19 protein-coding genes and 2 tRNA genes are annotated in these 19171 nt (G+C 68.2%); 7 read left to right on the plus strand and 14 right to left on the minus strand.

Features of this window, described 5'->3' with window-relative positions; translation table 11 throughout:
- Positions 1-20 precede the first annotated feature (20 nt).
- Positions 21-1265 (minus strand): class I SAM-dependent RNA methyltransferase, encoded by a 1245-nt coding sequence (locus KF910_RS02905; RefSeq protein ID WP_292258712.1) that lies wholly within the window; start codon positions 1263-1265, stop codon positions 21-23.
- Positions 1266-1423: 158 nt separating this feature from the next.
- Between KF910_RS02905 and KF910_RS02910 the strand changes: the two genes are divergently transcribed.
- Positions 1424-2044 (plus strand): glycine zipper 2TM domain-containing protein, encoded by a 621-nt coding sequence (locus KF910_RS02910; protein ID WP_292258713.1) that lies wholly within the window; start codon positions 1424-1426, stop codon positions 2042-2044.
- 175 nt (positions 2045-2219) lie between these two features.
- On the opposite strand, the gene KF910_RS02915 is transcribed toward KF910_RS02910, so the two are convergent.
- From KF910_RS02915 to KF910_RS02935, 5 genes are all read right to left on the minus strand, one after another.
- Positions 2220-2942: a TlyA family RNA methyltransferase gene (locus tag KF910_RS02915; protein WP_292258714.1), complete on the minus strand. Its 723-nt coding sequence runs from the start codon at positions 2940-2942 to the stop codon at positions 2220-2222.
- A gap of 160 nt (positions 2943-3102) precedes the next feature.
- Complete coding sequence (locus KF910_RS02920; RefSeq protein WP_292258715.1) at positions 3103-5916, minus strand: valine--tRNA ligase; 2814 nt, start codon at positions 5914-5916, stop codon at positions 3103-3105.
- An 88-nt stretch (positions 5917-6004) separates the two neighbouring features.
- Entirely contained in the window at positions 6005-6649 is a 645-nt protein-coding gene (locus KF910_RS02925; protein ID WP_292258716.1) for a DUF2497 domain-containing protein, read from the minus strand.
- A 156-nt stretch (positions 6650-6805) separates the two neighbouring features.
- On the minus strand, positions 6806-8338 hold the full coding sequence (locus tag KF910_RS02930; protein WP_292258717.1) for a TolC family outer membrane protein: 1533 nt from the start codon (positions 8336-8338) through the stop codon (positions 6806-6808).
- Positions 8339-8472: 134 nt separating this feature from the next.
- Positions 8473-9105, minus strand: a complete 633-nt coding sequence (locus KF910_RS02935) for a protein-L-isoaspartate O-methyltransferase family protein (RefSeq protein ID WP_292258718.1) — start codon at positions 9103-9105, stop codon at positions 8473-8475.
- A gap of 124 nt (positions 9106-9229) precedes the next feature.
- On the opposite strand from KF910_RS02935, the gene KF910_RS02940 reads away from it, so the two are divergent.
- Positions 9230-9303 (plus strand) — tRNA-Cys (locus KF910_RS02940).
- Between the two features lie 247 nt (positions 9304-9550).
- Here the strand turns inward: KF910_RS02940 and KF910_RS02945 are convergent.
- Entirely contained in the window at positions 9551-10351 is an 801-nt protein-coding gene (locus tag KF910_RS02945) for a TrmH family RNA methyltransferase (RefSeq protein WP_292258719.1), read from the minus strand.
- Between the two features lie 64 nt (positions 10352-10415).
- On the opposite strand from KF910_RS02945, the gene KF910_RS02950 reads away from it, so the two are divergent.
- Positions 10416-10490: transfer RNA gene (locus tag KF910_RS02950), tRNA-Asn, on the plus strand.
- 131 nt (positions 10491-10621) lie between these two features.
- Here the strand turns inward: KF910_RS02950 and KF910_RS02955 are convergent.
- A complete protein-coding gene (locus KF910_RS02955; RefSeq protein WP_292258720.1) occupies positions 10622-11368 on the minus strand; it encodes a hypothetical protein in 747 nt (248 codons plus the stop codon).
- A 100-nt stretch (positions 11369-11468) separates the two neighbouring features.
- Here KF910_RS02955 and KF910_RS02960 point away from each other — a divergent pair, with 100 nt between their 5' ends.
- Positions 11469-12089, plus strand: a complete 621-nt coding sequence (locus tag KF910_RS02960) for a TIGR00730 family Rossman fold protein (RefSeq protein WP_292258721.1) — start codon at positions 11469-11471, stop codon at positions 12087-12089.
- 125 nt (positions 12090-12214) lie between these two features.
- Positions 12215-12511 (plus strand): CC_3452 family protein, encoded by a 297-nt coding sequence (locus KF910_RS02965; protein WP_292258722.1) that lies wholly within the window; start codon positions 12215-12217, stop codon positions 12509-12511.
- 71 nt (positions 12512-12582) lie between these two features.
- Here KF910_RS02965 and KF910_RS02970 read toward each other — a convergent pair whose 3' ends face one another.
- Positions 12583-13035: a type II toxin-antitoxin system RatA family toxin gene (locus KF910_RS02970; RefSeq protein ID WP_292258723.1), complete on the minus strand. Its 453-nt coding sequence runs from the start codon at positions 13033-13035 to the stop codon at positions 12583-12585.
- A gap of 173 nt (positions 13036-13208) precedes the next feature.
- Positions 13209-14171 carry a lipoyl synthase gene (gene lipA, locus KF910_RS02975; protein WP_292258724.1) on the minus strand — a complete coding sequence of 321 codons (963 nt, stop codon included), beginning with the start codon at positions 14169-14171 and terminating at the stop codon, positions 13209-13211.
- 153 nt (positions 14172-14324) lie between these two features.
- Between lipA and KF910_RS02980 the strand changes: the two genes are divergently transcribed.
- On the plus strand, positions 14325-15878 hold the full coding sequence (locus tag KF910_RS02980; protein ID WP_292258725.1) for an AMP-binding protein: 1554 nt from the start codon (positions 14325-14327) through the stop codon (positions 15876-15878).
- Between the two features lie 71 nt (positions 15879-15949).
- On the plus strand, positions 15950-16345 hold the full coding sequence (locus KF910_RS02985; RefSeq protein ID WP_292258726.1) for a DoxX family protein: 396 nt from the start codon (positions 15950-15952) through the stop codon (positions 16343-16345).
- Here the strand turns inward: KF910_RS02985 and ygiD are convergent, their stop codons facing one another.
- The 4 genes from ygiD to KF910_RS03005 all read right to left on the minus strand — a co-directional run bounded on the left by ygiD (position 16346) and on the right by KF910_RS03005 (position 19138).
- Entirely contained in the window at positions 16346-17101 is a 756-nt protein-coding gene (gene ygiD / locus KF910_RS02990; protein ID WP_292258727.1) for a 4,5-DOPA dioxygenase extradiol, read from the minus strand.
- A gap of 4 nt (positions 17102-17105) precedes the next feature.
- Complete coding sequence (wrbA, locus tag KF910_RS02995; protein ID WP_292258728.1) at positions 17106-17708, minus strand: NAD(P)H:quinone oxidoreductase; 603 nt, start codon at positions 17706-17708, stop codon at positions 17106-17108.
- Between the two features lie 87 nt (positions 17709-17795).
- Positions 17796-18281, minus strand: coding sequence for a hypothetical protein (locus KF910_RS03000; RefSeq protein WP_292258729.1), 486 nt, complete (start codon positions 18279-18281; stop codon positions 17796-17798).
- Positions 18278-19138 (minus strand): D-alanyl-D-alanine carboxypeptidase family protein, encoded by an 861-nt coding sequence (locus KF910_RS03005; RefSeq protein WP_292258730.1) that lies wholly within the window; start codon positions 19136-19138, stop codon positions 18278-18280. The genes KF910_RS03000 and KF910_RS03005 overlap by 4 nt, the downstream gene beginning before the upstream one ends.
- Between the last annotated feature and the right edge of the window lie 33 nt (positions 19139-19171).

A 19171-nucleotide genomic window follows, 5' to 3' on the forward strand; every position in this document is an offset into this window, starting at 1 on the left:
TGGCGACCGCCTCGACCGCCTCAGCGCGAAAACACCCCCACCAGTTCGACGTGGGCCGACCACAGGAACTGGTCGATCGGCGTCACCCGTTCCAGCCGGAAGCCGGCGTCGATCAAAAGGCGCGCATCGCGGGCGAAGGTGGCCGGATTGCAGGAGACGCCGACCACCACCCCGGCCTTGGTCTGGGCGATCTGGGCCGTCTGTTCAGCCGCCCCCGCGCGCGGCGGGTCGAACACGATGGCGTCGCACCCCCTCAGGTCATAGGGGGCGAGCGGACGGCGGAACAGGTCGCGCGCCTCGGCCGTGATCGGCTTCAGTCCCTTCGCGGACCGGATGCCCGCCCGCAGGGCGGCGATCCCAGCGGCCGAGGCGTCGGCCGCCAGGACCGGCGCGATCTGGGCCAGGGGAAAGGTGAAGGTCCCGGCACCGCAGAAGAGGTCCGCGATCTTACCGGCGTCCTGAACCGCCGCGACCGCCCGCTCGACCATGGCCGCCTCGGCCTGGGGCACAGCCTGCAGGAAGCCGCCGGCCGGAAGCGGAATGGTGGCGGGCCCGAAGGCGACACGCGGCTGGCGCGCCATGACCAGGGTCTCGCCCGCAAGACTCAGCCGCGCCAGGCCTCCCTCCCCCGCCGCCTGGATCGCACGCATCTGGGCGTCGCGCGACAGGCCGCCCGAGCGGCGTTCGACCCCCGTCACATCGACATCCAGCCCGTCCAGGGTCCAGGTCGCATGCAGGGTCGGGGCCGATTTCGGATGCTCCAGGAAGGCGTCGGCCACCGCCCTGAGCGCCGGGATGGCGGCCACGATCCGGGGGTCCGCCACCGGGCAGGCGCTGACGGAAACCAGTCGCCAGGACCGCCGCGCCTTGAAGCCCAGAACGACGCCGCCGTCCGGCCCGCGCCGGGCATGAAGCGCGAGCCGACGCCGCGCGCCCGGCGGGGTGGCGACCGTGGCCTCGATCTCGCTCTCGATCCCCTCGCGCGCCAGGGCCTGACGCACCAGATCCTGTTTCCATTCCAGATACGGCGCTGCGGCCCAGTGCTGCAGCGAACAGCCGCCGCAGTCGCCATATTGGGGCGAGACCGGAGCGACGCGCTCCGGGCTGGGCGCCATGACCTCGACCGCCTCGGCCCGGCCGTCGCGAACCGTCGCCTGGATCGTCTCGCCGGGCAGGGTCAGGGGGGCATAGACCGGGCCTGAGGCAGTGCGGGCCACGCCGTCGCCCTGGGCGCCGATGTGGGAGATGGTCAGGGTCTCGCGCATCCAGGCCTTCTAGCCTTCCCTGACGGCGTGAGGAACATGAACGAAGATGAACGCTGCGCTCAAAATCCGTTCAGCTTGGCGGCCCTATCTGTTCACGCAACGCAAACGGCCTCCGGGTCGTTCAGCGCCCGGACAGACCAGCAAACGGAGGGCCCGAAATGATCGGCGCCAAGACCAAGATCGCCGCCGCCGCCACCGTCATCGCGGCCCTGATGGTTCCGGGCGCGGCCTCGGCCCAGTCGGCCTACTACGGCGGGGGCTACGGCCAGAACTACGGCCGTTCCTACAACAATCAGGCCTATGACCCCTGCTATCGCGACGGACGCACCGGCGCGGGCGGCGTCATCGGCGCCACGGCCGGCGCCGTCCTGGGCTCGCAGATCGCCGCGCGCGGCCGCCGCACCGAAGGCAGCGTCCTGGGCGGGGTTCTGGGCGCCGTGGTCGGGTCGCAGATCGGCCGCTCGTCCAGCCAGGCCTGCTACAGCCAGCAGGGCTATGGCTATCAGGCGCCCAGCTACAACGAACGTGATGGCCGCTATGACAACGCCTACAGCCAGGGCCGCTACGACGAACGGTATGAAGAGCGGTACGAAGACCGCTATGACGACCGGTACGACAGCCGCTATCAGGGCGGCTATTCCGATCGCGGCTATGACTATGACCGCGGCGGCGACTGCCGCATGGCCGAAAGCCGCATCCGCCTTCCCGACGGCCGCTACGAGACCCGCTATGTCCGCAGCTGCCGCGACAGTTCGGGCCGCTATCGCGTCGTCGATTAACATCCAGCCCCCCTGGCAATTGACGACGTGACGGAGCCGCCGGTGGAGAAATCCACCGGCGGTTTTCTCTTGTTTGTTTCGCTATCGCTCGCGACGCGGTCGCTCGCTGCTTGAGCGAGGTCGTTCGCCATGTGGCGGCTCGCTGCTTGAGCGAGGATTGGCCATCGCAGCCCCGCTAGAGTTTCGCCCAGAGCAGATATTCGACATTGCCGTCACCGCCTGTGATCGGACTGTCGGCCGTGTCGCGCACGGTCCATCCCAGGCCGCTCAGCCAGGCGACGACGCGATCCAGCGCCGCCTGGCGCGCCTCGGCGTCGCGCACAACGCCGCCGCGCCCGACGTCCTGGCGACGCTCCATCTCGAACTGAGGCTTGACCAGGGTGACCAGATCGGCGCCCGGCCGGGCCAGCGCCAGGACGGCGGGCAGCACCTTGGCCAGGCCGATGAAGCTGGCGTCGCAGACGATCAGATCGACCGGATCGGGGATCACCGCCGGCGACAGGTCGCGCGCATCGGTCTTCTCCAGATTGGTCACGCGCGGGTCGGCGGCGATGCGGGGGTGCAACTGCCCCTGCCCCACATCCACGGCGAAGACGCGCGCCGCGCCGCGCTCCAGCAGAACCTCGGTGAACCCGCCGGTCGAGGCGCCGACGTCGATGGCCGTGCGTCCTTCGACCGCCACGGGCCACAGGCTGAGGGCGTGATCCAGTTTCAGCGCCCCGCGCCCGACGAAACGATGCGCCGCCTCGGCTTCGATCACCGCGTCCTCGGCCAACTGTTCCGACGGCTTGGCCACGGTGCGGCCGTCGGCGGTCACCCGCCCGGCCTCTATGGCGGCGCGGGCGCGGACGCGGGTGTCGAACAGGCCGCGCGCGACGAGAAGTTGGTCGGCCCGCACCCTCAACGCCTTCTGCCCTCGGGGGAGAAGGTGGCATGCGAAGCATGACGGATGAGGGGGCTGTCGGCAGCGCCATTGATAGGCGACAGAGAAGGGGTGGAGGCAGCCCCCTCATCCGAGGCGCTCCGCGCCCCACCTTCTCCCCCGAGGGGAGAAGGAATCATAGGGCGCTCAGGCGATCCAGCGCCGCCTGAAGGCGCACCTTGCCCGCCTCGGCCTCGGCCTTCTTCTGTCGCTGCTCCTCGACCACCTCGGCGGCCGCGCGGGCGACGAAGTTCGGGTTGCCCAGCTTCTTGTCGACATGGGCGATGTCGCTGTCGAAGGCGGCGATCTCCTTCGACAGCCGCGCGCGCTCGGCCGACAGGTCGATGATGTCGGCCAGGGACAGGGCCGCCGTGGCGCCGCCGGTGACGAAGGTCACGGCCCCCGAAGGCGCCGCCGAGGCGGTGTCCAGCGACGAGACCCGGCCCAGGGTCAGGATCAGTTCGCGGTGGCGCGCCATCCGTTCGGCGGTGGCGGCGTCGGGCGCCACGAAGGCCAGGGGCGGCTTGGCCGAAGGCGGAACGTTCATTTCCGCGCGCAACTGACGGATTTCGGTGACCAGATCGACCAGCCAGCCGATCTCGCCCTCGGCGGCCGCATCGACGAAGGCGTCCGGCAGTTCGGGCCAGCGCGCGCCCAGCAGCATGGGCTCGGCCCGCGCCGCGCCCTGGTCTGCCAGCTGGTCCCACAGCTCCTCGGTGATGAAGGGCATGACCGAGTGCATCAGCTTTAGCGTCTGATCCAGCACCCAGGCGGTCATGGCCCGGGTCTCGGCCCTGGCCGCCTCGTCCGCACCGTTGAATACCGGCTTGGCCAGCTCCAGATACCAGTCGCAGAAGACGTTCCAGACGAAGCGGTAAAGGGCCGATGCGGCCTCATCGAACCGGCCCGCTTCCAGCGCCGACGACACGGCGCGCTCGGCCTTGGTCAGCTCGCCGCGGATCCAGCGGTTGATCGTCTGGTCCACGCCCGCCGGGTCGAAGCCCGCGACGCGGCGCGCCTCGTTCATCTGGGCGAAGCGGGCGGCGTTCCACAGTTTGGTACCGAAATTACGATAACCTTCAATGCGCTGTTTCGACAATTTGATGTCGCGCGTGCCGGAAAGGATGGCCATGGTGAAGCGCAGGGCGTCGGCCCCCACCTCGTCGATGATGTTCAGCGGGTCGATGACGTTGCCCTTGGACTTCGACATCTTCTGGCCCTTCTCGTCGCGGACCAGGCCGTTGATGATGACGCGCTTGAACGGCGCCTCGCCGGTGAAATGCAGGCCCATCATCATCATCCGGGCGACCCAGAAGAAGATGATGTCCGCCGCCGTCACCAGGTCGCTGGTCGGATAGAAGCGGGCCAGATCCTCGGTCTTCTCGGGCCAGCCCATGGTCGAGAAGGGCCACAGGGCCGAGCTGAACCAGGTGTCTAGGACGTCCTCGTCCTGGGTCAGGGGCAGGTTTCCGGCCTGGGCCTGGGCCTCCGCCTCCGTTTCGGCGACGAAGATCTGGCCGTCCGGGCCATACCAGGCCGGGATGCGGTGGCCCCACCACAGCTGGCGCGAGATGCACCACGGCTCGATGTTGCGCAGCCACTCGAAATAGATCTTCTCGTAGGACTTGGGCTCGAACACCGTGTCGCCCTGCTCCACCGCCTTCAACGCGGGCTGGGCCAGGGTCTTGGCGTCGACATACCACTGGTCCGTCAGCCACGGCTCGATGACCACGCCCGAGCGGTCGCCGTGCGGGACCATGTGGCGGGTCTTCTCGATCTGCTTCAGCCAGCCCTCTTCCTCGGCGCGGGCCACGATGGCCTTGCGCGCGGCGAAGCGGTCGAGGCCTTGAAGATCGTGAGGGATAGCATCAAGCGCACGCCATTCCTCTTCCTTCCATATGCTGGAAGAACCGAAATCATTGTAGTTTCCGGTGGCGGCGTCGTAACGGGCATCAATCCTTTCCGCCGCGATGATGCGGCCGAAGGCGTCCATGATGTTCAGGGCAGCCAGCCCCGCCCGCTTGCCGACCTGGAAATCGTTGAAGTCGTGCGCCGGGGTGATCTTCACCGCGCCGGAACCCTTGGTCGGATCGGCGTACTCATCGGCGACGATGGGAATACGCCGCCCGGTGATCGGCAGGATCACCGCCTTGCCGACGATGGACGCATAACGCTCATCGTCCGGATGCACGGCCACGCCGGTGTCGCCCAGCATGGTCTCGGGCCGGGTGGTGGCGACGACGATGTAGTCGCGCGTCTCCCATTCCGTGGCCTTGCCGTCGTCGTCGAAGGCGGCCGGATGTTCATAGGTGACGCCGTCGGCCAGCGGATAGGCGAAATGCCAATAGGCGCCGTCGACCTCCTTCTGCTCGACCTCCAGGTCGCTGATGGCGGTCTGGAAATGCGGGTCCCAGTTGACCAGCCGCTTGTCGCGATAGATGAGGCCTTCCTTGTGCAGTTGCACGAAGACCTTGCGCACGGCGGCCGACAGGCCCTCGTCCAGGGTGAAGCGTTCGCGGCTCCAGTCGCAGCTGGCGCCCAGGCGGCGCAGCTGGCGCACGATGGTTCCGCCGCTTTCGGCCTTCCATTTCCAGACGGTGTCGACGAAGGCGTCGCGGCCCATGTCGCGGCGGCTGACGTTGCCGGCCGCCGCCAGCTGGCGCTCGACGACCATCTGGGTGGCGATGCCCGCGTGGTCGGTGCCGGGCAGCCACAGCACCGCCTTGCCCTTCATACGGTGATAGCGGGCCAGCACATCCTGAAGCGTGTTGTTCAGCGCATGGCCGATGTGCAGCGACCCGGTCACGTTCGGCGGCGGAATGACGATCGAATAGGCGTCGGCGGCGCCGTCCGTCGGCAATGCGGCGCGCGGCGCGAACAGGCCGCTGCTTTCCCACATCTCGTAAAGACGGGGTTCGGCGGATTTCGGATCGAAAGTCTTATCAAGCATCGGGAAGGGTCTTTGCAGAAACGAGAAAGGGCGGCCCCGCCGGAGCCGCCCTGTGGTGATCTAGTGGAGATCAGGTCGCAGGTGAAGGTCAGCCGGCGTTGCGGGCGATGCGTTCGACTTCCTTGCGTACCTGGGCCTCGACGATGGCGGGCAGATTGGCGTCCAGCCACTCCTTCAGCATCGGTCGCAGCAGTTGGCGCGCCAGTTCGTCGATGGTCGGGCCGGCGGCCGAGGACATCTCTGTCGGTTCGGGCTGGCGAAGCGAGGCGGCCAGGCCCGCGAAGGCCGAGGCGGCGGTGGAGGCCGCGGCCGTTCCGACCAGGGTGTCGCCGGTGGGCGCCGGATAGGCGGGGGGCTCGGGCGTAGGGGCCTCGGCCTGGGGCTCGAAGGCCGGCTCGCTGACCGTGCGCGCTTCGGGGAAGGGTTCGGGCGCCGGCTCCGGTTCGGGGGCGGGGGCCACGTCCAGGTCGCCGATCGTCTCAGCGGCCGGCGCTTCATAGCGATCAGTCAGGTCCAGAACATCGTCCTCGGACGCGACAGGCTCTTGGACAGAGGGGGTTTCGTCCATCAGGGCCGGAGACACCGCTTCGGGTTCGGCCTCGGTCGGCGACTCGACGGCGGCGTCCGGCGCGGCCGCGGTGGTTTCGGCCGGGGCCTCGTCCTCGGAGATGATCCGGCGGATCGACGCCAGGATCTCCTCCATCGTCGGTTCCTGGGCGGTCTGATCGGTCATGGCGAAACCCTGGGACGAAGCGGTTCGGGACGGGCCCTGAGGTGGGCGAAGCGCGGCCGCGAGGGGCGGACCGGCCGCAAAGTCGTCGCATCTACGCCCGCTGGAATCAACGGCCGTTTTCGCCTGTCAGGATAAATCCGGGCCAGCCTGGCGTCTTCAGGCGCCCGGCGCGGTGCGGATGATCCCGTCCTTCAACTGGGCGTCGATCGGCGCGTCGGGAGCGTCCGCGGCCGGAACGACCGGCGGGGCGGCGATGCGGTCGATGGCTTCGATCACCCCATCCCAGGGCAGGGCGCCGCGAAGACGGACGCGATTGTAGTTGGCGACCGGATCATAGGCCTCGACCGCGACCAGGTCGGGTCCTTCCAGCCGGCCCATGGCCGCCAGAAGCTGGGCCTGGGCCACATATTCGTTGCGACGCGCGGAGGCCAGGGTGACCTCGGCGCTGCGCAGCTCCAGTTCCTGGTTCAGGACATCCAGGGTGGTGCGCAGGCCGACCTGGGCCTCCTGGCGGACGCCTTCGGCGGCGACCGAGGCGGCGCGAACCGCCTCCTGCCCCGCCTGCAGGGTCGAACGGGCCGACACCACCTGGGCGTAGGCCGAGCTGACCGACTGAAGCACATTGCGACGCTCGCCTTCGACGCCGATCTGGGCGGCGTTGGCCTGCTCCAGGGCCTGGGCGACGCGCGACCGGTTCAGTCCGCCGGTGAACAGGGGAATCGACACCGAGGCGCCCGCGCGGAAAGAGGTGCGGTCCGCCAGGTCGGGATCATTCAGCGTGCCGGCCCCGCCATAGGAGGCGGTCAGCTGGGCCGAGGGCAGATAGGCCGACCGCGCCTGGGCCACACGCGCCTCGGCGGCGCGCTGGTTGAAGGCGGCGGCGCGCAGGGCCGGATTGTCGTCCAGGGCCACGTCCATGGCGGTTTCGAAATCGGCGGGCAGGCCCGGCAGGGCGGGCAGCGCGTCCAGAGTTCCCGGCGACTGGCCGACCACGGCGGCGTAGGCGGCGCGCGACACGGACAGCTGGGCCTGGGCGTTGGCCAGGTCGGCCTCGGTCTGGGCCAGGCGAGCCTCGGACTGGGCCACGTCGGTGCGGGTGATCTCCCCGACCTCGAACCGGGCGTTGGATTCGTCCAGCTGGCGGCGCAGGACTTCGCGGTTGGCCTGGCGGATACGCAGGATCTCGACATCGCGCAGGACGTCGGCATAGGCCTGGATCACCGAAGCCAGCACCTGCTGTTCCACCCGGCGCAGGTTCTCGCGTCCCGCCAGGACGCCGGCCTCGGCCGCCGTCACCCCGTGGCCGACGCGGCCGGCGGAATAGATCGTCTGGGTCAGGTTCAGCCCGAGGTTCAGGCTGTCGCTCTCGCTGTTGCCGCCGGTGGTGACGGTGTCGATGATGCCGTCATTGTCCAGATCGACGCCGGTGGAGGTCGTCACGGTGGGGGCGCGGGTGCGGGTGTAATCGACGCCGCCCTGGGCGTTCAGGGTGGGGCGAAGGCCGGCGCGGGCCTGGGGCACGGTCTCGTCCAGCGCCCTCTGCTCGGCGCGCTGGGCCAGCAGGGTGGGATTGGTCTGATAGGCCAGGGCCAGGGCCGTCTGCAGATCATCGGCCCAGGCCGGCTGGCCGGCGGCGACGGTAAGGGCCGCCAGTGCGACCGAAACGAGCGCGCGCGAACGTTGCAACATCTTCTGTTCCTGTCAGACGCCGGGGGAGCGGCGTCAGTAAATCGGTTGTCCGCGTTGGTGGCGACGGTTTTGGCCTGACGCCAGTTAAGTTTTCTTCACGCGGCGGCGGCGGGAGTCCGTCGCCGCGTCGTGATTCACAGCGCGAATGTAGGCGCCGGCGTCAGTTCCGCCAGAACCGGCGGGGTGGAATCGAACAGTTCCTTGCGCGACAGCCCCCCCTCGCGGCCGCGGACATAGAGGACCGCCTTGCCAACCGGCCCGGAGCGTTCGACCACGGCCAGCCGCCCGCCGGGCCGCAACGCCGCCAGCCAGGCCTCGGGCCGCACGTGGACGGCGGCCTCGCTGACCATGACGTCCCATCCTTCGCCTTCCGGCTCTGCGAACGGGCGAACGACCGTCGCCACCGTTTCCTCGACCAAGGCCGGCCCCACCTGATTCATGACCGCCTGGGAGGCCTCCTGGGCAGTGACGTTCAGGCCCATCCGGGCCAGGACCATGGCCGCATAGGGCGCCGCCAGGCACAGGGCGCGCTCGCCGGGCCGCGCCTCCAGGGCCTGCATCAGCTTGGCGATGTCGCGCGCGGGCATCAGCTTGCGGCCCTCGGCGATCTCGACCGCCGTTTCGGCATAGACGGCATAGGCCCGCTCGGCCGGGACCAGTCCTTCGCGCGGCGCCGCCATCAGGGCGGCCTGCAGCGCCCGATCGGTGACGTCGTTCACGCGGACCTGAGAGTCCACCATGACCTTGCGCGCGGCGGCGAAATCCATAGCGAGGCGTTCCTGAGACTTTGGACGGGAATTGCGCGTGCTTATAGGTCCGTGCGTTGCAGCGGACAATCCGATCTGATAGCGAACGCGCCTCGCGATGGCGCGGCCCTTTTCCAGGGCGCGGGGCCTGATGGCGGAGTGGTGACGCAGAGGACTGCAAATCCTTGCACCCGGGTTCGATTCCCGGTCAGGCCTCCATCGCGAGATTTCCTTACTCGGACGGGCTTCGCGTCACGCCGGTTATACCGGTGCGGTGATCCAGCCTATGGCGCCCGCCGCGCCCAGGGCCGCCCCCACGATGGCGGCGACCAGCACGATGCGCGCATTGCGATGGATGAAATACAGAATGCCCATGACGCCCACTCCCAACCCGTGGGCGCCAAGTTGCCACATTCCACGCATTCATCAAGGTGTACGAAGGGTTAATGCGGTGACGGTTGCGTGATCATCGAACCCGGATCAGTTCATAGAGCGCCAGGGCGGAGGTCGTGGCGACGTTCAGCGAATCGAACCCATCGGCCATGGGGATTCCGACGACGCGCAGCCGTTCCAGAAGCGCTGCAGGCAGGCCGGGACCTTCCGATCCCAGCAGAATGGCGCGGCGACCTCCTTCCCTCACCTGATCCAGCCGTTCCGACGCCCCGGGGCTGAGCGCCAGGATCTCGAACCCTTGGCGGATCAGCGCGCCCACCAGATCCTCGGCCGAGGCCGCCGCCATGGGGGTTCTCAGCACCGCTCCGACCGAGACCCGGATGGCCTTTCGGTAGAAGGGATCGCAGCAGCCGGGGTCCAGCAGGACCGCATGGGCGCCGAAGGCGGCGGCGTTGCGGAAAATCCCGCCCATATTGTCGTGGTTGCCGATGCCGATGGCGGCCACGACCACCGCATCCTCGGGCGCCGCGGCCAGCAAATCTTCCAGGGGCCTGGCCTGGGGACGGCGGCCAACGGCCAGGATGCCGCGATGCAGGGGAAAGCCGGCGATGGCGTCCACCACAGCCTGATCGGCGACATGGACGGGAACGGCGTCCGGCAGAGCTTCGATGATGGGGCCCATGGCCTCGACCCTGTTCTCGGCCAGAAGCAGGGCCTCTGGCGCGCACAGGCAGCGGGGCGAAACCAGGGTTTCGACCACGACCCTGCCTTCGGCGATGAACCGCCCGTGGCGTCCCACCAGGTCGCGCTCCTTCACATGGCGGAAAGGCGCGACGCGCGGGTCTTCGGGATCATGGACGAAAGTCAGGGCCATTTTCGATGATTACCCATTGCACGACGCGCGAGGCCGCTGCTATAGGCGCGCCTCCCGAGCATGTTCCGCGGTAGCTCAGTGGTAGAGCAGCCGACTGTTAATCGGCTGGTCGTAGGTTCGAATCCTACCCGCGGAGCCATCTCCCTCCCCCTCGAAAACCGCCAAAAAAGAGCCCGACGCGAGCGCCGGGCTATAATCAGGTTCGGTGATGGTGGGTGTCCTCAAAGACAGAAGACGACCCCTTGATCCGCCGCTTTGGTTAACGAAACCTCAATGCGACGCCGGGGCTGAATCGGGAAGCCAGGTCGTCTGGAATCCGGCCTCCCCCAGGGGTTGTCGGATCAGCCAGCCTTCGCCAGCCCGGGTCGCCGCGGCGCGTGTCTGGTCCGCTCCGGGATAGGCGTATCGCCGTCCGTTGATGCTGATGTCCGCGGGGCCGGGGCGTCCTCCGGCCACGGCCGCCCAGCGCCCCACCTTGTCTCCCGTTGCTTCGATCGCCGGCCGTCCGTCGATGACCAGGTGAACCGGTGCGCCCGGCTCCACCGATCCCGAAAGGGCCAGCATGCGCCCGTCCCAGTCGACGGCGCCCAGGGGCTGACGCGTATCTAGGCGTCGGCTCGGCCCGCCCGGCGTAAGCGCGGCGATCGGTCCGCGCCCACCGGCGAGGATCAACAGTCGCTCGGGCGCCGGGGACGCCTCCTGTCCCGTCTGCACTTCGGGTGTCAGAAGCACGGCGTTCGCGGGCGCCGGCATGCGGATGTCGAACCGTCCCGAATCGTCCGCCGAGGCGGCGAAGACCACGCCTTCGGCGCCTCTCAGGGCGACGCGGGCGCCCGGGGCGGCCTGGCCGGAAACGGAGAGGTCCGATCCGGATGGCCGGACCGCCTCGACATGGGGTGGGGATCGCCAGGCGGCCCCCGCGTCCTGAGCCCGTTCGGCCGGATCGGCCCGCCCCTGCGAACAGGCGGCGACGGCCAGGGCCAGCATCATCAGGCTCAGACGTTTGCGCGGGCGCATGAAGCCTCTATGGCTAGGAACACGGATCGACAGGCCGCCGCGCGACAGTCCTAACGCGCGCCTCCGCGTCTGTCTCGCCACCCATCGTATCAGAGGTTCCATGTCGCCTGTTCAACACCCCGCCATCCAGCCGTTCGACGGCCCTTCGGTCTGCCTCTTCTGCGGCTCGTCCGAGGCCGCCCATGCCGACTATATCCAGGTCGCGCGGGATTTCGGGGCCGCGATGGCCACCCGGTCATGGCGGCTGGTCTATGGCGGCGGCGGGGTCGGGCTGATGGGCGCCTCGGCGCGCGCCGCCCATGAGGCGGGCGGCAAGGTCCTGGGCATCATGCCGAACTTCCTGCGCAGCCGCGAGCGGCTGTTTGATGATGTCGAGACCCTGGTCGTCGACACCATGCATGAGCGCAAGATCCTGATGTACGACCAGTCCGACGCCTTCGTGGTCGCGCCGGGCGGGGTCGGCACCCTGGAAGAGGTCGTCGAACTGCTGTCGTGGAAGCGGCTGGATCTGCACGCCAAGCCGGTCATCTTCCTGAACACCCATGGCTTCTGGGCGACCTTCTTCGCCCTGATGGAGCACAGCGTCGCCGAAGGGATGACGCCGCCCTCCTTCCTCCAGGCCTGGGATGTGTGTGACACGGTGGAAGAGGCCGCGGACCTGCTGGCGCGTCGGTTCTCCGAGGCTGCGTCAACCCGCGCCTTGAAATATGATCAGCGTTAAGTAAACGTCGATCATGCGACGTACTGAGTGCATTGCCTTTCAAGATGCGCATTGACAGTTTTGAAACGCAACGCACAATGGCGCGCAGGGCCATGCCGCCCTCACATCCTTCCGGAGACTCCCCAATGCGCGTTCTTCTGATCGCTGCGGCCGCCCTGATCGCGGCCCCCGCCCTGGCCCAGTCGGCCCCCGCCCCGACCCGTGCGACCCTGTCGGACGCCGGCCGCGCGCCTGCCGCCGCCACCATCATCGACGGCGCCAACTGGCGTTGCGACGGGGTCGAATGCGTCGCCACCGGCGGCGCCAACCAGCCGGCCGCCCGCGCCTGCCGCCGCGTGGTTCAGCGCTTCGGTCCGGTTTCGGCCTTCGCCTGGAAGGGCGTCGAACTGAGCGCCGAACAGCTGGCCGCCTGCAACGCCTGATCCTGACGCGAGGATGGATCGGGCCTCTGCTTCGGCGGAGGCCCGACACCTCAAGGCCTGCCTGGCGTCGATCAGACGCCTGCGTATCTCCGTTTCGCCTCAGCCTCGAAACACTGCATCAGCCTGTCGACCGCACGGTCGAAATTGGCCTGGAGCATCAGGTCCAGCAAACGAGACTTGAAGGCGAAGTCGATCATGAACTCCACGCGCGTTCCTATTGGATCGACGTGGAATTCCCACCTGTTCTTGAGGTGTTTGAACGGCCCGCGGATCAGGCCGACCTCGACCATGTTCCGGTTGGCGTCATGCCGCACCCAGGTCGAGAACCGCTCTTTCAACATGGCGAAACCGACCCCGGCCTCGGCGTCCAGCAGGCTGACGCCCGGCGCCTCTTGCCGCGCATTCCAGACCCGCATCGAGGTCACCCACGGCAGAAAGTCCGGATAGGCGCGCACGTCCGCGACCAGCGCCGCCAGTTGCGCGGGCGCATAGGGCAGGATTTTCGTGACGCGGTGGACGGCCATTCAGATCCCTTCCCCCCTTGCGGGGGAAGGTGGCTCGCGGAGCGAGCCGGATGGGGGGGCTTGTTCAGCGCGCAGACTGTTGAGGATCGGGCTTGAGGTTGGCAGCCCCCCAATCCGAGCCGCGCTGCGGCCCACCTTCCCCCGCAAGGGGGGAAGGGAGAAAAGAGCGACCGTCAACGCCGGTTCTGCCCCTCGCGCGCCGCCTTTAGCCGAGCGAAGTCGTCGCCGGCGTGGTGCGAACTGCGGGTCAGGGGCGAAGACGACACCATCAGGAAGCCCTTGGCGCGGGCGATGGCCTCATAGGCCTTGAACTCTTCGGGCGTGACGAAGCGGTCGATGGCGGCGTGTTTCCGCGTCGGCTGCAGATACTGGCCGATGGTGATGAAGTCGACGCCGGCGGACCGCATGTCGTCCATCACCTGCATGACCTCTTCCTTGGTCTCGCCCAGGCCGACCATGATGCCGGACTTGGTGAACTGGTTGGGGTCGCGCTCCTTGACCATCTGCAGCAGGCGCAGCGAGTGGAAGTAGCGGGCGCCGGGCCGGATCTTCAGATACAGGCGCGGCACGGTTTCGAGGTTGTGGTTGAAGACGTCGGGCGTGGCGTCGATCATCACCTCGGCCGCCCCGTCCTTGCGCAGGAAGTCGGGCGTCAGGATCTCGATGGTGGTGTTCGGCGCCTGGATGCGAATCTGGCGCACCACCTCGGCGAAATGGGCCGCCCCGCCGTCGGCGACGTCGTCACGGTCCACGCTGGTGATGACCACGTGGTTCAGCCCCATCTGCTGGACAGCCAGACCGACCTTGCCGGGTTCTTCGGGATCGAGCGGCTGCGGCAGGCCCGTCTTGACGTTGCAGAAGGCGCAGGCCCGCGTGCAGGTGTCGCCCATGATCATCAGGGTGGCGTGCTTCTGGCTCCAGCATTCGCCGATGTTCGGGCAGGCGGCCTCTTCGCAGACGGTGTGAAGGCCCTTTTCCTTCACGATGGCGCGGGTGGTGTTGTACTGGCCCGACCCCGGCGCCTTGACGCGCAGCCAGTCGGGCTTGCGCAGCACCGGGCTTTCCGGCCGGTTCTGCTTCTCCGGATGGCGAAGCTGGGCCGGAGAGGCCTTGAGCGTGTCGATCAGGGTCACCATTCGCCCGCTATGTCGGCTTTCGGCGGCGCAAAGGCAAGCCGCCGGCCGAGACCTCGGTTCACGGCGCGTTACACATCTTTTCTTCGCGTGTTCGGCCCTCTAGTTTGCCTTCCCTTGAACGTGGGCGGTCAAGACCCGCAATGGAGGGACGGCTTGAAGGTTTCGGCGGATCTGCTGGCGGGGCAGGAACCGATCTTCGACGCGCTGATTACGGCGCGCGACCGGTTCGGCGACAAGGACATCCTGGAAGACCAGGACCGCAATCCCCTAACCTACACGGGCCTGATCCGCGCCGCCTTCGTGCTGGGCCGCAAGATCGCGGCGGTGACCGAGCCTGGTGAGCGGGTGGGTATATTGCTGCCGGCCAGTTCCGGGGTGGTTGTGACCTTCTATGGGCTGCATGCGCACGGCCGTGTGCCGGTGATGCTGAACTTCACCTCGGGCGAGCGGAACCTGAAGGCGGCGATCAAGGCCGCGGGTGTGAAGAAGGTGCTGTCGGCCAAGCGGTTCGTCCAGCAGGCCAAGCTTGACGACCTGATGGCCGACCTGGCCACGGTCGCCGAGATCGTCTGGCTGGACGATGTGCGCAAGACGATCGGCCTGCAGGACAAGATCTATGGCCTGGTCGCCGGGATGGCGCCGCGCCGGTTCCGTGCACGGACCAGGCTGGAGGATCCGGGCGTCATCCTGTTCACCTCGGGCAGTTTCGGTGCGCCAAAAGGGGTGGTGCTGAGCCAGGGCAACCTGACCGCCAACTGTCGCCAGGTGGCGGCCCATATCGACCTGGACCCCGCCTGGGTGGTGTTCAACCCCCTGCCCACCTTCCACTGTTTCGGATTGACCGGCGGGGTTCTGCTGCCGCTGCTGTGTGGAATGAAGGCGTTCCAGTATCCGTCGCCCCTGCACGCCAAGCAGATCGTTGAACTGCTGCCGCAGGTGAGGGCGTCCATCGTCTTCGCCACCGACACCTTCCTGAACCAGTGGGCGCGGGTGGCGGGACCGGACGACTTCTCGACGCTGGAATTCATCGTCGCCGGCGCCGAGAAGGTGAAGGACGAGACCTATCACCTGTTCAACACCAAATTCCGGGGAGTGAAGCTGCTGGAAGGCTATGGGGCGACCGAGGCGGCGCCGGTGGTGGCGGTGAACCATCCGGATCACAACCGACCCGGCACGGTGGGCCAGATGCTGCCCGGCATGGAATGGCGCCTGGATCCCGTTCCCGGCATCACCGAAGGCGGCCGCCTGTATCTGCGTGGCCCCAATGTGATGCGGGGCTATCTGTCGGCCGACGACCCGCAGGTGATCGAGCCCCTGGAAGGCGGGTGGCACGACACGGGCGACATCGTGGACGTGGACGCCGAAGCCTATGTCTCGATTCTCGGCCGGGTGAAGCGGTTCGCCAAGATCGGCGGCGAGATGGTCAGCCTGACGGCCGTCGAGGGCTTGGCCAGCGCGGTCTGGCCCGAGGCGCGGCACGCGGTAGTCTCCATCGCCGATGCGCGCAAGGGCGAGAAGCTGGTCCTGGTCACGGACCGCAACGACGCCGAGGTGGCCCAGTTGGCCGAGTGGGCGCGCAATCACGGCGCTCCGGAACTGGCCGTGCCCAAGAAGATCATGCGGGTGGCCGAGGTGCCGGTCCTGGGCACGGGCAAGACCGACTATGTCGCCATCCAGCAGATGGCCGAGATGGACAAGGCCGCCTGACGAACGCGGTTGCGGGAAAGGCGTAGCTGTTCCACCCTCCCCTTCCCTGAACCTTGGGAGGAGGGATTCGGATGTTTGCATCGTTCTCGCGTTATCAGCCGCAGTTGCTGTCATTGCTGCGGATCGTGGCCGGCCTGCTGTTCGTCAGCCATGGCACGGCGAAGGTGCTGGGTTTCCCCGCGATGGAGGGGATGCCGGGGCCGGGTCTGAGTCTGGGCGGCCTGTCGGGTCCGCTGGAGCTGATCCTGGGTGTGCTGCTGGTGCTGGGCCTGTTCACGCGCCCGGCGGCCTTCCTGGCGGCCGGATTCTGCGCCGTTGGCTATTGGGCGGTCCATGGCATGCAGACCTTCATGCCGATCCAGAACGGCGGCGAGACCATCGCCCTGTATTGCTTCGTCTGGCTGTACATCATGGCCGCCGGCCCGGGCGCCTGGGCGGTCGACAACATGATCGGCAAGAAGGGCTGATCAGCCGATCCTGACGCCCGTCATCGAGATCGAACCGCCCTCGATGAGGTCGTTGAAGAAGCTGACGTCGTCGCCCGGCCTGCGCTGGGCGGCGACATACAGCAGCGGCAGATAATGTTCGTCAGTCGGGACGCTCAACTGGGCTTCCTCGGCCAGATGCACCCAGTCGATCAGGGCGTCATCGTGCCCCCGCGACAGGGCTGATTTGACCGCCTCGTTAAAGGCCACGGCCCAGGGATAGGCCTCTCCGCCCGCCCGCTTCCATGTCCGCAGATTGTGCACGAAGTCGCCCGATCCGGCGATGACCACGTCTTCGTCACGCAGGGCGTTCAGCCGTTTCGCCAAGTCGTAATGACCGCGCGCATCCAGGCGCCGGTCCAGCGACAGCTGCACCACCGGCACATCGGCGTCCGGCCAGACATGGGTCAGCACAGACCAGGTTCCATGATCGAGCCCCCATTGGTCCGTCATCGTCGCGCCGGTCAGGTCCGACACGCGCCGCGCCAGATCGGGCGAACCGGGCGCGGGATACTGCATGGCGTGAAGTTCGGGCGGGAAGCCGCCGAAATCATGGATGGTCTGGGGCCGACCCATCGCCGTGACCCCCAATCCTTGCGTCTCCCAATGGGCCGAGACCATGACCACGCCCCTCGGCTTGCCCAGGTCGCGGCCGACCTGGGCCCAGGCGTCGGCGAACGGCCCGCCCAGGGCGTTCATGGGCGAACCATGGCCGAAGAAGACTGCTGGACGGGTCATGGGATCAGCCCACCAGCTTCTTGGCCGTCTCGGCCACATAGCGCCCCTGGAAGCGGGCGCCGTCCAGTTCGTTCTCGCTGGGCATGCGCGATCCATCGCCGCCGGTGATGGTGGTGGCGCCATAGGGGCTGCCGCCGGTCACTTCGTCCAGGCGCATCTGGCCCTGGAAGGCATAGGGAAGGCCCGCCACCAGCATGCCGTGATGCAGCAGGGTCTGGATCAGGCCGATCAGGGTGGTCTCCTGGCCACCGTGCTGGGTGGCGGTGGAGGTGAAGGCGGCGCCGACCTTGCCGACCAGGGCGCCCTTCATCCAGATGCCGCCGGTCTGGTCCAGGAAGTTGCGCATCTGGGACGCCGCCGTGCCGTAGCGGGTGCCGGCGCCGATGATGACGGCGTCATAGTCGGCCAGGTCCTCGGGCCGGGCGATGGGCGCGGCCTGATCCAGCTTGTAGCCGCTGCTGCGCGCCAGATCTTCGGGCACCAGTTCGGGGACGCGCCTGATGTCCACCACGGCGCCCTCAACCGACCGCGCGCCTTCGGCGACGGCCTCGGCCATCTTCTCGATGTGGCCATAGGTGGAATGATACAGGACCAGGATCTTCGGCATGGCGCCCTCCGCATGATTGACAGCTGTCTGTAACAGCGACGGATGCTGATATGGGGCGCGCCCCATGCAGGACGCAAGGCCCGATGTTCAGATTTCCATGTGGCGGCGCCCGACCGGACAGACACGGTCATAGAAGGCCTGATCGGCCGGAACCTTCCCGCCGCGCGACAGACGGAATCGATGCTCGACGATCATGGCCTGCTGTTCGATGTTCAGGCCGGGCCACAGGCAGTCGTCGCTGACCGCATAGGCATAGGCGGTTGGGCCGTCCCCGGCCTTCAGCTTGCCGGTCAACAGGTTGACGCCGTGCTGGGCCTGCCAGACATGCACCAGTTCATGCACCAGAACCGCCTGGCGGCTGAGTTCGACCGTGGACAGGTCGGGCGCCAGGTCGCGCGCGGGCCAGACGATCCAGTCGCGCCCGAACCAGCGGCCGGGCACGAAGGCGCGCGAGAACGGCCATGGCGCGGCCAGCAGACAAAGGGTGTCCAGCCTCAGGTCATCAGCGAACACCTCGACCGCCAGGGCCCGTTCGCCGGGCGTCAGGGCGCGTATTGTCCAGGCCGGCGTCACGGATGACCCTGTGGGGCCGCCTCGCCCACCCATTCCCAGTGCCAGGGCTCGAACACATAGGGGACGAAGCCGAAGCGGCCTGCATTGGCGACCAGCCAGCGATAGGCGGCGCCCTGGCTCATGTGCCGGCGGCTGGCCGGGACGGTGGAGTCGACGCCCAGCCCCTCGATCTGGCCGACATAGAGATCCACGGCCGTTCCGGTGCGGTGGGGCGAACAGACGGCGCGGCGCACGCCGTCGCAGTTCCCCTGCTGGGCGCAGCGGGCGGCGTCGGCCTCGGGATCGCGGAAGCCGGAGAAGATCTGGAGCAGTTCCGGGTCGGCGGCGATCTCCGGGACCTCGGCGCGGGCGGCGGCGACCATGCGGCGATAGGCGGCCAGGACGTCGCGGCGCAGCAGGCGGGTCAGGCGGTCCGCATGCTCTTCTTCGGCGACCAAATAGCCCAGGCTGCTCAACGGCGGCGGATCGGGGCAAGGGCCGCCGTTGACCCGGGCCATGATGAAGGGCCGCCGTTCCTGCCAGACGCCGCGCAGAACCTGGAAGGTGTCCTGATCGAACACGCCGGTGGCCGGCAGGTTGTAGCGGGCCTGGAGCCGCGACAGGGCCTCGGCGAAGACCGGCGTCGTGGGCGCGCACGCCGTGCCCAGTTCCTTGTGGACCAGGGGCAGATAGGTCTCCCAGCCCCATTCCTGGGCCCCGAAGGGTGACCATTCCAGCGAATAGACCGAGATGGCGTTGGCGAAGGCCTGGCCCGCCCATCGATCATCGCCGGCCTGACAGGGGTCGCGGGTCTGGGCCGCCACGGGCGAGGCCAGCAGGGCGATCAGCAGGCTCAGCATGGGCCAGAGGGCGCGCATGAGGGCAACAGACCCCGGACTTGCGGCGACGGC

The sequence above is a fragment of the Brevundimonas sp. genome (genome assembly GCF_019636155.1).
Lineage (GTDB): Bacteria > Pseudomonadota > Alphaproteobacteria > Caulobacterales > Caulobacteraceae > Brevundimonas.

Excerpts from the sequence above, each read along its gene's own strand:
- KF910_RS02905 (WP_292258712.1), bottom strand. The coding sequence starts at position 1,265 with ATGCGCGAGACCCTGACCATCTCCCACATCGGCGCCCAGGGCGACGGC.
- KF910_RS02910 (WP_292258713.1), top strand. The coding sequence starts at position 1,424 with ATGATCGGCGCCAAGACCAAGATCGCCGCCGCCGCCACCGTCATCGCG.
- KF910_RS02920 (WP_292258715.1), bottom strand. The coding sequence starts at position 5,916 with ATGCTTGATAAGACTTTCGATCCGAAATCCGCCGAACCCCGTCTTTAC.
- KF910_RS02925 (WP_292258716.1), bottom strand. The coding sequence starts at position 6,649 with ATGACCGATCAGACCGCCCAGGAACCGACGATGGAGGAGATCCTGGCG.
- KF910_RS02930 (WP_292258717.1), bottom strand. The coding sequence starts at position 8,338 with ATGTTGCAACGTTCGCGCGCGCTCGTTTCGGTCGCACTGGCGGCCCTT.
- KF910_RS02935 (WP_292258718.1), bottom strand. The coding sequence starts at position 9,105 with ATGGATTTCGCCGCCGCGCGCAAGGTCATGGTGGACTCTCAGGTCCGC.
- KF910_RS02945 (WP_292258719.1), bottom strand. The coding sequence starts at position 10,351 with ATGGCCCTGACTTTCGTCCATGATCCCGAAGACCCGCGCGTCGCGCCT.
- KF910_RS02955 (WP_292258720.1), bottom strand. The coding sequence starts at position 11,368 with ATGCGCCCGCGCAAACGTCTGAGCCTGATGATGCTGGCCCTGGCCGTC.
- KF910_RS02960 (WP_292258721.1), top strand. The coding sequence starts at position 11,469 with ATGTCGCCTGTTCAACACCCCGCCATCCAGCCGTTCGACGGCCCTTCG.
- KF910_RS02965 (WP_292258722.1), top strand. The coding sequence starts at position 12,215 with ATGCGCGTTCTTCTGATCGCTGCGGCCGCCCTGATCGCGGCCCCCGCC.
- KF910_RS02970 (WP_292258723.1), bottom strand. The coding sequence starts at position 13,035 with ATGGCCGTCCACCGCGTCACGAAAATCCTGCCCTATGCGCCCGCGCAA.
- lipA (WP_292258724.1), bottom strand. The coding sequence starts at position 14,171 with ATGGTGACCCTGATCGACACGCTCAAGGCCTCTCCGGCCCAGCTTCGC.
- KF910_RS02985 (WP_292258726.1), top strand. The coding sequence starts at position 15,950 with ATGTTTGCATCGTTCTCGCGTTATCAGCCGCAGTTGCTGTCATTGCTG.
- ygiD (WP_292258727.1), bottom strand. The coding sequence starts at position 17,101 with ATGACCCGTCCAGCAGTCTTCTTCGGCCATGGTTCGCCCATGAACGCC.
- wrbA (WP_292258728.1), bottom strand. The coding sequence starts at position 17,708 with ATGCCGAAGATCCTGGTCCTGTATCATTCCACCTATGGCCACATCGAG.
- KF910_RS03005 (WP_292258730.1), bottom strand. The coding sequence starts at position 19,138 with ATGCGCGCCCTCTGGCCCATGCTGAGCCTGCTGATCGCCCTGCTGGCC.